15 protein-coding genes are annotated in these 10,270 nt (G+C 67.3%); 7 read left to right on the forward strand and 8 right to left on the reverse strand.

All coding sequences use genetic code 11. The features are described 5' to 3' along the window. From G154_RS26455 to G154_RS13765, 3 genes are all read left to right on the forward strand, one after another. Window positions 1–107: Fe-Mn family superoxide dismutase (locus tag G154_RS26455; protein ID WP_286140654.1), on the forward strand; the 107-nt coding region annotated here is incomplete at its 5' end. Window positions 108–273: 166 nt separating this feature from the next. Further along, window positions 274–807 carry a hypothetical protein gene (locus G154_RS13770; RefSeq protein ID WP_019513376.1) on the forward strand — a complete coding sequence of 178 codons (534 nt, stop codon included), beginning with the start codon at window positions 274–276 and terminating at the stop codon, window positions 805–807. A gap of 438 nt (window positions 808–1,245) precedes the next feature. Further along, window positions 1,246–1,644 carry a helix-turn-helix transcriptional regulator gene (locus G154_RS13765; protein WP_019513377.1) on the forward strand — a complete coding sequence of 133 codons (399 nt, stop codon included), beginning with the start codon at window positions 1,246–1,248 and terminating at the stop codon, window positions 1,642–1,644. A gap of 64 nt (window positions 1,645–1,708) precedes the next feature. On the opposite strand, the gene G154_RS13760 is transcribed toward G154_RS13765, so the two are convergent. Further along, entirely contained in the window at window positions 1,709–2,854 is a 1,146-nt protein-coding gene (locus G154_RS13760) for a hypothetical protein (protein ID WP_019513378.1), read from the reverse strand. Continuing rightward, window positions 2,851–3,342: a hypothetical protein gene (locus tag G154_RS13755; protein ID WP_023985011.1), complete on the reverse strand. Its 492-nt coding sequence runs from the start codon at window positions 3,340–3,342 to the stop codon at window positions 2,851–2,853. The genes G154_RS13760 and G154_RS13755 overlap by 4 nt, the downstream gene beginning before the upstream one ends. Window positions 3,343–3,696: 354 nt before the next feature. Here G154_RS13755 and G154_RS13750 point away from each other — a divergent pair, with 354 nt between their 5' ends. Next, entirely contained in the window at window positions 3,697–4,353 is a 657-nt protein-coding gene (locus tag G154_RS13750; RefSeq protein WP_019513380.1) for a DUF6474 family protein, read from the forward strand. Beyond that, the gene (locus tag G154_RS13745) at window positions 4,353–4,865 is read left to right on the forward strand and encodes a copper resistance CopC family protein (protein ID WP_023985012.1); all 513 of its coding nucleotides are present in this window, start codon (window positions 4,353–4,355) and stop codon (window positions 4,863–4,865) included. Before G154_RS13750 ends, G154_RS13745 begins: the two co-directional genes overlap by 1 nt. Window positions 4,866–5,040: 175 nt before the next feature. Here the strand turns inward: G154_RS13745 and G154_RS27110 are convergent, their stop codons facing one another. From G154_RS27110 to G154_RS13730, 3 genes are read right to left on the reverse strand one after another with little or no spacing between them, the layout of a single operon-like run. Continuing rightward, entirely contained in the window at window positions 5,041–5,430 is a 390-nt protein-coding gene (locus G154_RS27110; RefSeq protein WP_192817334.1) for a hypothetical protein, read from the reverse strand. Next, a complete protein-coding gene (locus G154_RS13735; protein WP_023985012.1) occupies window positions 5,406–5,918 on the reverse strand; it encodes a copper resistance CopC family protein in 513 nt (170 codons plus the stop codon). Before G154_RS13735 ends, G154_RS27110 begins: the two co-directional genes overlap by 25 nt. Continuing rightward, the gene (locus G154_RS13730; protein ID WP_019513380.1) at window positions 5,918–6,574 is read right to left on the reverse strand and encodes a DUF6474 family protein; all 657 of its coding nucleotides are present in this window, start codon (window positions 6,572–6,574) and stop codon (window positions 5,918–5,920) included. The genes G154_RS13735 and G154_RS13730 overlap by 1 nt, the downstream gene beginning before the upstream one ends. A gap of 354 nt (window positions 6,575–6,928) precedes the next feature. On the opposite strand from G154_RS13730, the gene G154_RS13725 reads away from it, so the two are divergent. Together G154_RS13725 and G154_RS13720 are read left to right on the forward strand one after the other, a co-directional pair. Continuing rightward, a complete protein-coding gene (locus G154_RS13725; protein WP_023985011.1) occupies window positions 6,929–7,420 on the forward strand; it encodes a hypothetical protein in 492 nt (163 codons plus the stop codon). Further along, the gene (locus tag G154_RS13720; protein ID WP_019513378.1) at window positions 7,417–8,562 is read left to right on the forward strand and encodes a hypothetical protein; all 1,146 of its coding nucleotides are present in this window, start codon (window positions 7,417–7,419) and stop codon (window positions 8,560–8,562) included. The genes G154_RS13725 and G154_RS13720 overlap by 4 nt, the downstream gene beginning before the upstream one ends. Before the next feature lie 64 nt (window positions 8,563–8,626). On the opposite strand, the gene G154_RS13715 is transcribed toward G154_RS13720, so the two are convergent. The 3 genes from G154_RS13715 to G154_RS26445 all read right to left on the reverse strand — a co-directional run. Further along, window positions 8,627–9,025: a helix-turn-helix transcriptional regulator gene (locus G154_RS13715; RefSeq protein ID WP_019513377.1), complete on the reverse strand. Its 399-nt coding sequence runs from the start codon at window positions 9,023–9,025 to the stop codon at window positions 8,627–8,629. 438 nt (window positions 9,026–9,463) lie between these two features. After that, a complete protein-coding gene (locus G154_RS13710) occupies window positions 9,464–9,997 on the reverse strand; it encodes a hypothetical protein (protein ID WP_019513376.1) in 534 nt (177 codons plus the stop codon). A gap of 166 nt (window positions 9,998–10,163) precedes the next feature. Beyond that, the coding region (locus tag G154_RS26445) for a Fe-Mn family superoxide dismutase (protein WP_286140654.1) at window positions 10,164–10,270 on the reverse strand (107 nt) is incomplete at its 5' end.

The following is a 10,270-nucleotide window of genomic DNA, read 5'->3' on the forward strand; positions in this document are numbered from 1 at the left end:
TCAAGGCCGACTACGTCAAGGCCTTCTGGAACGTCGTCAACTGGGCCGACGTCCAAGACCGCTACGCCAAGGCAACCGCCAAGACCGGCGGCCTCATCTTCGGGTAAGTCCCCCCGTTCGTCGGAAGCCCCGCGTGCCACGGCCCGCGGGGCTTCCTGCGTCTGATTGGCACTCCGATCCTCTTGCGTGCTAACCCGCCACTGCAGCATCCTGAGTCACAGCGACCCACAGCTGTGTCGGAGTAGTAGCAGCGAGCGACTGTCGGGAGGCCAGATGGACACCGGTGCCGGTAAGGCGATCGAAATTGCCCCGTTCCATTCGCGAGGCACCCTGAAGGGTTTCGTGGTGTCGGGCCGCTGGCCGGATTCCACCAAGGAATGGGCGCAGCTGCTGATCGTCGCCGTCCGAGTCGCCTCACTGCCCGGCTTGCTGTCCACCACGACGATCTTCGGCGTGCGAGAAGAACTTCCCGATCAGCCCGAGCCGGGCACGGTCGGACTCGTCCTCGCCGAGGGTCCGGTGGTGGGGGATTCGGCGCTGCCGCCCGGGTTCTTCGCCGACCACCAGCCGCCCGCACTGTTGATGCTGCACCCGCCGTCGGAGACGACGCCGTCGCTACCCGAGTGCGCCGGCGCAGCCTCCGGGTGCGTCCTGTTGCCCGGGATTCCGCACCTGGGCCTTGAGCACCGGGCGGCATGGGTGGAAGCGGAATCCGACGGCACCATCACCTCCATGGTGAGCCGGGTGGGCGTCGATCCGATCAGCCATCCGGACACCGCCATCATGGCGATGCTGCTGGCCGCCTGAGCCGCCCGGCATCGGTACCGGTTCGGCCACGAACCGGTACGAATGGCTGCATGGCGGCCAGCAATTCTGTTGCACCCGTCGAGGTGGCGGGTGTTTACCTGCCCTGGACTTCGCCCGTTACCCCAGCAAAGCGGACCACCGGCTTTGCTGTGTGACGCCTGCGCACAGGCGATCAGCTCTGGGGTCAGAGTGACAACATGTCAAGATCAGTTGATCTCGGCAAAACAACGTCTGCGTCATTATTTTCTTCGCCAGCTTTGACAGCGTTTCGGCGATCACATCGTTGACGTGCACTACATGCCCTCGCCCGACACCCAAACTGGGGGTAGTGTTACTTTTCACTGGTTTGCACTTGGTTGTGGCGTTAACTCTCGCTACGATGATCAGCAAATACGAAGCACGTGCATTTCGCTCGTACGCCATGTGGAGGAAAGTTAGATGAGCAAGACGTTCGCCGCCCGCCTGAACCGCCTCTTCGATACGGTTTACCCTCCGGGCCGGGGACCGCATACGTCTGCTGAGGTGATCGGCGCCCTGAAGGCCGAGGGCGTCACGATGTCCGCTCCGTACCTCTCCCAGCTGCGCTCGGGCAACCGTACGAACCCGTCGGCCACCACGATGACCGCCCTGGCCAACTTCTTCCGGATCAAGCCGGCCTACTTCACCGATGACGAGTACTACGAGAAGCTCGACAAGGAACTGACCTGGCTGGCCAGCATGCGCGACGAGGGCGTGCGCCGCATCGCTGCGCGCACCGTCGGCCTGTCGCAGGAGTCGCAGCAGGATCTCGCGCAGAAGGTCGACGAGCTCCGCCGCCGGGAGAACCTCGACGGCTGAATCCCTCCACGGATCACCACCCGAACGGTGCCGAGCGCATGAGCGCGAGGCACCGTTCGTGCGTTCAGGGCTGCTCGACCAGATCCTGATACTGCTCGGCGATCGCCAGGATCCATTCCCGATCGGACAAGGTCGTCGGCTGGCGTAGCCAGTTCAAGCCGGGGAACGACGCGTGCGCATCGGCCGCGGTGCCGTCGCGACCGTCGTATATCCACCTTGCGATGCCGCGAGCCTGTTCCTCGGCGGGCACCGGCGGTGAGTCCAGGTCGGCGATATCGGCGATGTTGAGCGCCTGCTCGGTATCGGGTTTGGCACCCACCGAGGTGGTACGGCGATGCTCACTCTCGGCGGCGATCGCCTCCAGGTAGAGCGAGTCGGATATCAGGGACATCTGCTCGGCCACCCGGAACAGCAACGGCCCGCGGGGTCGTACACCGATCCCTACGTCGGGGTGACGCTCGTTGAGCTCGGCCAGCAGCGGCGCGATCATCCGCATCTCGCGGCGCGCGCCGAACCAGTCCTCGATGCTGGGTAACAACGCCCCGCCGGCGACGACCGCCATGGCACAGCCCAACAGTGTCGCGGCTGCGCCGACGCCGAGCGCGTCGGTGGTTCCGACGGCGCGAAGCAGGAAGAAAGCGCTCGCCAGCACGATGAGCACCATGCCCATACTGAAGACGAACAGCGCCCGCCCGCGTCGGGTGCGATTGGAGTGGCGGACTCCCGCCCATGCGACAAGTGTCAACGCCAGGAGCACGTAGAGCATCGGCAACAGCCAGGCCGAGGAGCCGCCCGGCGCCAGGTGTCGGCGCAGATACTCCTCGGGCGCCATCTCGGCTTCCTTCTCCCTGCGGAAGAACCCGACCAGCGTGACCGCGGCGATGCCGGCTGCGAAGACGTACTGCCCGATGGCAATCCGGCGGATGGTGGCCGGCGTGCGATCGGAGGCCACCGTCGTGATCATCACGCAGCTGCCCGCCGCGCATGCGATCAAGGCCACCTGGCTCAGCGCCACCGAGACATTGGGCCAGCGCAACGCGGTATCGATGAGCAGGGTCAGGGGCTGCCAGTTGAGGGCTGCCACCATGCCCAGACTCCCCAGCGCGAGGATCATCGCGGTACTCACCAGGGATTGCTTGTTCACCAACGCCCAGCCGATTCGTAGGCCGGTGGCCAGTCCCAGCAGACCGGCGATCACCCAGACCGTCAACCAAACGCCTCTCCGAGCCGAACCTGCACGATCGACGATCGATCCGAGGGCAGCCGGCCCAGTCGGTAGATCAACAACGCCGCGAAATCCTCGGCCTCCTGCTCGGCTTCCTCGCCAGCCGGGCCCATGCAGCCGGTGCGCTGATTGAGCATGTAGCCGATCAGGTCCGAGCCGGCGAGCTCGGTGACCTCGCGGGCCGCCTCCACGACGGGCGTGCCGGCATGTCCGAGGACCAGATGACCCAGTTCATGGGCCAGCGTCCGGTCCCAGGCCGGCAAGCCCTTCTGGATCAGGAAGACGTCGTGATCGGCGTACTGACGCCATTGACCGCACACTCCGGCAGGGAGATCGGCCATCTTGATCTGGATCGGGCGGCCCTGGTCGTCGGCGACCGCCTCGACCAGACGTGGCAGCGTGACCTCACCCCGGCGCGGGGCGAGATCGAGAACGGAACTCACTGCACGGGTCACCCGACGGCTCGCAGGCATGAGGTCTCCTTTCTGACCATTCCACTATGGCGCTGACGTTCGCTGAACGGGAGTGAAACGCTCAACTCGCGAGCCACCCCGGCCGGTCTGCCGAGACCACGGCGCCGCCGAATTTGCTGGCGCGGCTCCGAATCCACGTCCTCATCATCTCTTACACGTCGGCAGGCAGATCGGCAGTCCTTCCGGCAATTCTCGCACACCGTGCCAGATGTGTTTGCTGATGCAGTCTCTCGGCCAGGTCGGCGGGGCAGCGAAATGCGCGGCATGGTAAGAGCGATAGGGTTGGCCGCGACGTAGGCATGTGCTGTGCCGACCGCATGACACATCGACGATTATGACCGGGAGGCGCCGCCGATGGCCCTGTTCAAGCGACGCAAGAGCCGGGCGACACGGCGTGCCGAAGCCAAGGCGATCAAGGCGAAAGCCAAGCTCGAGGCCAGGCTGGCGGCCAAGAACGACGCCCGGCGCATCAAGGCCGACCGCAAGGCGGCGACCCGTGCGGTCAAGGCACAGCTCAAGGCTCAGCACGACAGCGACCGTGCCGCCCTGAAAGTGGCCGAAACCCAGTTGAAGGCGGTGCGCGAGGGCAAGCTGCTCTCGCCGATCAAGATCCGCCGCGCGCTGACGGTGTCCCGTCTGCTGGCTCCGGTGCTGGTGCCGCTGGCGTATCGAGGAGCGATCGCGGTTCGTGGTCTGCTCGACCAACGGCGCGCGGATCAGCTCGGCGTCCCGCTGAGTCAGGTGGGCCAGTTCTCCGGCCACGGCGCCGCGCTGTCGGCACGCATCACCGGCGCCGAGCAGGCGGTGCGCCGGGTCGCCGAGAAGAACCCCAAGGATGCCGAGACGCGCGCCTTCGTCTCCGCGATCAACGATCGGCTCACCGATCTCGCGGCAGCGGTGACGGCCGCGGAGAACATGCCGTCAGCGCGCCGCCGGTCGGCGCACGCGGCGATCGGCGATCAGCTCGACGGTATCGACGCTGACGTACTGGCCCGGCTCGGGTTGCCGTGATCCGGCTTCTCGCCGCCGTGCTCGCGGCAGTGTTCGCGCTGCTCGGTTCCAGCGGCGCCGGCGTGGCGTCGGCGCACGCCGCGTTGGTGTCCTCCGATCCGGCGGCCGATGCGCAGTTGGCGGAGGCGCCGAGCACGGTCCGTGCGACGTTCAGCGAGGACCTGCAGAGCGCATTCGCCGCGATGACGGTCGTCGGTCCGGACGGCAACCTGTGGTCGACCGGGGACCCCAGGATCACCGGTCCGGTGGCCGAGGTCGACCTGCGCCCGCTCGGCCCGGCGGGCACCTACACCGCCAATTACCGTGTCACCTCCGCCGACGGACACGTCATCAGCGGATCCTGGTCGTTCGAGCTGACCGTGGCCCGCACCGCGACACCGGGTCCGCCGGTCGCCGCGCCTGCGGCCGCCGAGCCGGCGGTCGAGCGCGGACTGCCGGTATGGCCCTTCGTCGCGGGCGCGGTCGTGCTCGTCGGCGCCGGGGTGTGGTGGAGCCGACGCCGACGTTCGTGAGCGGGCTGCGGCGCGCCGGGCAGGGCCTCCTGGTCGCGACCGCGGGTGTGGTGCTGGCCTGGGCGCTGGCACGTCCCCAGCTGTCGTTGCCGATCACGTCGACCCGCATGCTGGCCGACGGTGCGGCCGTGGTGGTGCTGGGGTTGGCCATGCTGCCGTATCTGGACGTCGCGCGTTATCGCACCGAGCTGGCGACCCGCAGATCGCCCGCACTGGCCACGGCCGCGTGGCTGTGGCTGGCCGCCGAACTCGTGCGGTTGATCACGGCGGCCGCCGTGATCAACCGCACGAGTTCGGCGGCCAGCCACAGCCACGCGGCCGTGGCCAGTGCGGGCGATCTGCGGGTCGCCAGCTCGGTGCGATAACGCGCGACGTCCAGATACGGCAGCATGGCCAACCCCAGCACCACCACGGCCGCACCGTCGGCCAGCATGCGGGTCGACGTGATCGGCAACGACAGCTGGGGACGTGCCAGCGCCCAGGCCAGCACCACACCCGCGGTCGCGACCAGGAGGCCCTGCCCGGCGCGCCGCAGCCCGCTCACGAACGTCGGCGTCGGCTCCACCACACCCCGGCGCCGACGAGCACGACCGCGCCCGCGACGAAGGGCCATACCGGCAGTCCGCGCTCGACCGCCGGCTCGGCGGCCGCAGGCGCGGCGACCGGCGGACCCGGTGTCGCGGTGCGGGCCACGGTCAGCTCGAACGACCAGGATCCGCTGATGACGTGTCCGTCGGCGGAGGTGACACGGTAATTGGCGGTGTAGGTGCCCGCCGGGCCGAGCGGGCGCAGGTCGACCTCGGCCACCGGACCGGTGATCCTGGGGTCCCCGGTCGACCACAGGTTGCCGTCCGGACCGACGACCGTCATCGCGGCGAATGCGCTCTGCAGGTCCTCGCTGAACGTCGCACGGACCGTGCTCGGCGCCTCCGCCAACTGCGCATCGGCCGCCGGATCGGAGGACACCAACGCGGCGTGCGCCGACGCCACGCCGGCGCCGCTGGAACCGAGCAGCGCGAACACTGCCGCGAGCACGGCGGCGAGAAGCCGGATCACGGCAACCCGAGCCGGGCCAGTACGTCAGCGTCGATACCGTCGAGCTGATCGCCGATCGCCGCGTGCGCCGACCGGCGGCGCGCTGACGGCATGTTCTCCGCGGCCGTCACCGCTGCCGCGAGATCGGTGAGCCGATCGTTGATCGCGGAGACGAAGGCGCGCGTCTCGGCATCCTTGGGGTTCTTCTCGGCGACCCGGCGCACCGCCTGCTCGGCGCCGGTGATGCGTGCCGACAGCGCGGCGCCGTGGCCGGAGAACTGGCCCACCTGACTCAGCGGGACGCCGAGCTGATCCGCGCGCCGTTGGTCGAGCAGACCACGAACCGCGATCGCTCCTCGATACGCCAGCGGCACCAGCACCGGAGCCAGCAGACGGGACACCGTCAGCGCGCGGCGGATCTTGATCGGCGAGAGCAGCTTGCCCTCGCGCACCGCCTTCAACTGGGTTTCGGCCACTTTCAGGGCGGCACGGTCGCTGTCGTGCTGAGCCTTGAGCTGTGCCTTGACCGCACGGGTCGCCGCCTTGCGGTCGGCCTTGATGCGCCGGGCGTCGTTCTTGGCCGCCAGCCTGGCCTCGAGCTTGGCTTTCGCCTTGATCGCCTTGGCTTCGGCACGCCGTGTCGCCCGGCTCTTGCGTCGCTTGAACAGGGCCATCGGCGGCGCCTCCCGGTCATAATCGTCGATGTGTCATGCGGTCGGCACAGCACATGCCTACGTCGCGGCCAACCCTATCGCTCTTACCATGCCGCGCATTTCGCTGCCCCGCCGACCTGGCCGAGAGACTGCATCAGCAAACACATCTGGCACGGTGTGCGAGAATTGCCGGAAGGACTGCCGATCTGCCTGCCGACGTGTAAGAGATGATGAGGACGTGGATTCGGAGCCGCGCCAGCAAATTCGGCGGCGCCGTGGTCTCGGCAGACCGGCCGGGGTGGCTCGCGAGTTGAGCGTTTCACTCCCGTTCAGCGAACGTCAGCGCCATAGTGGAATGGTCAGAAAGGAGACCTCATGCCTGCGAGCCGTCGGGTGACCCGTGCAGTGAGTTCCGTTCTCGATCTCGCCCCGCGCCGGGGTGAGGTCACGCTGCCACGTCTGGTCGAGGCGGTCGCCGACGACCAGGGCCGCCCGATCCAGATCAAGATGGCCGATCTCCCTGCCGGAGTGTGCGGTCAATGGCGTCAGTACGCCGATCACGACGTCTTCCTGATCCAGAAGGGCTTGCCGGCCTGGGACCGGACGCTGGCCCATGAACTGGGTCATCTGGTCCTCGGACATGCCGGCACGCCCGTCGTGGAGGCGGCCCGCGAGGTCACCGAGCTCGCCGGCTCGGACCTGATCGGCTACATGCTCAATCAGCGCACCGGCTGCATGGGCCCGGCTGGCGAGGAAGCCGAGCAGGAGGCCGAGGATTTCGCGGCGTTGTTGATCTACCGACTGGGCCGGCTGCCCTCGGATCGATCGTCGATCGTGCAGGTTCGGCTCGGAGAGGCGTTTGGTTGACGGTCTGGGTGATCGCCGGTCTGCTGGGACTGGCCACCGGCCTACGAATCGGCTGGGCGTTGGTGAACAAGCAATCCCTGGTGAGTACCGCGATGATCCTCGCGCTGGGGAGTCTGGGCATGGTGGCAGCCCTCAACTGGCAGCCCCTGACCCTGCTCATCGATACCGCGTTGCGCTGGCCCAATGTCTCGGTGGCGCTGAGCCAGGTGGCCTTGATCGCATGCGCGGCGGGCAGCTGCGTGATGATCACGACGGTGGCCTCCGATCGCACGCCGGCCACCATCCGCCGGATTGCCATCGGGCAGTACGTCTTCGCAGCCGGCATCGCCGCGGTCACGCTGGTCGGGTTCTTCCGCAGGGAGAAGGAAGCCGAGATGGCGCCCGAGGAGTATCTGCGCCGACACCTGGCGCCGGGCGGCTCCTCGGCCTGGCTGTTGCCGATGCTCTACGTGCTCCTGGCGTTGACACTTGTCGCATGGGCGGGAGTCCGCCACTCCAATCGCACCCGACGCGGGCGGGCGCTGTTCGTCTTCAGTATGGGCATGGTGCTCATCGTGCTGGCGAGCGCTTTCTTCCTGCTTCGCGCCGTCGGAACCACCGACGCGCTCGGCGTCGGCGCAGCCGCGACACTGTTGGGCTGTGCCATGGCGGTCGTCGCCGGCGGGGCGTTGTTACCCAGCATCGAGGACTGGTTCGGCGCGCGCCGCGAGATGCGGATGATCGCGCCGCTGCTGGCCGAGCTCAACGAGCGTCACCCCGACGTAGGGATCGGTGTACGACCCCGCGGGCCGTTGCTGTTCCGGGTGGCCGAGCAGATGTCCCTGATATCCGACTCGCTCTACCTGGAGGCGATCGCCGCCGAGAGTGAGCATCGCCGTACCACCTCGGTGGGTGCCAAACCCGATACCGAGCAGGCGCTCAACATCGCCGATATCGCCGACCTGGACTCACCGCCGGTGCCCGCCGAGGAACAGGCTCGCGGCATCGCAAGGTGGATATACGACGGTCGCGACGGCACCGCGGCCGATGCGCACGCGTCGTTCCCCGGCTTGAACTGGCTACGCCAGCCGACGACCTTGTCCGATCGGGAATGGATCCTGGCGATCGCCGAGCAGTATCAGGATCTGGTCGAGCAGCCCTGAACGCACGAACGGTGCCTCGCGCTCATGCGCTCGGCACCGTTCGGGTGGTGATCCGTGGAGGGATTCAGCCGTCGAGGTTCTCCCGGCGGCGGAGCTCGTCGACCTTCTGCGCGAGATCCTGCTGCGACTCCTGCGACAGGCCGACGGTGCGCGCAGCGATGCGGCGCACGCCCTCGTCGCGCATGCTGGCCAGCCAGGTCAGTTCCTTGTCGAGCTTCTCGTAGTACTCGTCATCGGTGAAGTAGGCCGGCTTGATCCGGAAGAAGTTGGCCAGGGCGGTCATCGTGGTGGCCGACGGGTTCGTACGGTTGCCCGAGCGCAGCTGGGAGAGGTACGGAGCGGACATCGTGACGCCCTCGGCCTTCAGGGCGCCGATCACCTCAGCAGACGTATGCGGTCCCCGGCCCGGAGGGTAAACCGTATCGAAGAGGCGGTTCAGGCGGGCGGCGAACGTCTTGCTCATCTAACTTTCCTCCACATGGCGTACGAGCGAAATGCACGTGCTTCGTATTTGCTGATCATCGTAGCGAGAGTTAACGCCACAACCAAGTGCAAACCAGTGAAAAGTAACACTACCCCCAGTTTGGGTGTCGGGCGAGGGCATGTAGTGCACGTCAACGATGTGATCGCCGAAACGCTGTCAAAGCTGGCGAAGAAAATAATGACGCAGACGTTGTTTTGCCGAGATCAACTGATCTTGACATGTTGTCACTCTGACCCCAGAGCTGATCGCCTGTGCGCAGGCGTCACACAGCAAAGCCGGTGGTCCGCTTTGCTGGGGTAACGGGCGAAGTCCAGGGCAGGTAAACACCCGCCACCTCGACGGGTGCAACAGAATTGCTGGCCGCCATGCAGCCATTCGTACCGGTTCGTGGCCGAACCGGTACCGATGCCGGGCGGCTCAGGCGGCCAGCAGCATCGCCATGATGGCGGTGTCCGGATGGCTGATCGGATCGACGCCCACCCGGCTCACCATGGAGGTGATGGTGCCGTCGGATTCCGCTTCCACCCATGCCGCCCGGTGCTCAAGGCCCAGGTGCGGAATCCCGGGCAACAGGACGCACCCGGAGGCTGCGCCGGCGCACTCGGGTAGCGACGGCGTCGTCTCCGACGGCGGGTGCAGCATCAACAGTGCGGGCGGCTGGTGGTCGGCGAAGAACCCGGGCGGCAGCGCCGAATCCCCCACCACCGGACCCTCGGCGAGGACGAGTCCGACCGTGCCCGGCTCGGGCTGATCGGGAAGTTCTTCTCGCACGCCGAAGATCGTCGTGGTGGACAGCAAGCCGGGCAGTGAGGCGACTCGGACGGCGACGATCAGCAGCTGCGCCCATTCCTTGGTGGAATCCGGCCAGCGGCCCGACACCACGAAACCCTTCAGGGTGCCTCGCGAATGGAACGGGGCAATTTCGATCGCCTTACCGGCACCGGTGTCCATCTGGCCTCCCGACAGTCGCTCGCTGCTACTACTCCGACACAGCTGTGGGTCGCTGTGACTCAGGATGCTGCAGTGGCGGGTTAGCACGCAAGAGGATCGGAGTGCCAATCAGACGCAGGAAGCCCCGCGGGCCGTGGCACGCGGGGCTTCCGACGAACGGGGGGACTTACCCGAAGATGAGGCCGCCGGTCTTGGCGGTTGCCTTGGCGTAGCGGTCTTGGACGTCGGCCCAGTTGACGACGTTCCAGAAGGCCTTGACGTAGTCGGCCTTGA

Source organism: Mycobacterium sp. VKM Ac-1816D (assembly GCF_000416385.1).
Taxonomy (GTDB): Bacteria; Actinomycetota; Actinomycetes; order Mycobacteriales; family Mycobacteriaceae; genus Mycobacterium; species Mycobacterium neoaurum_A.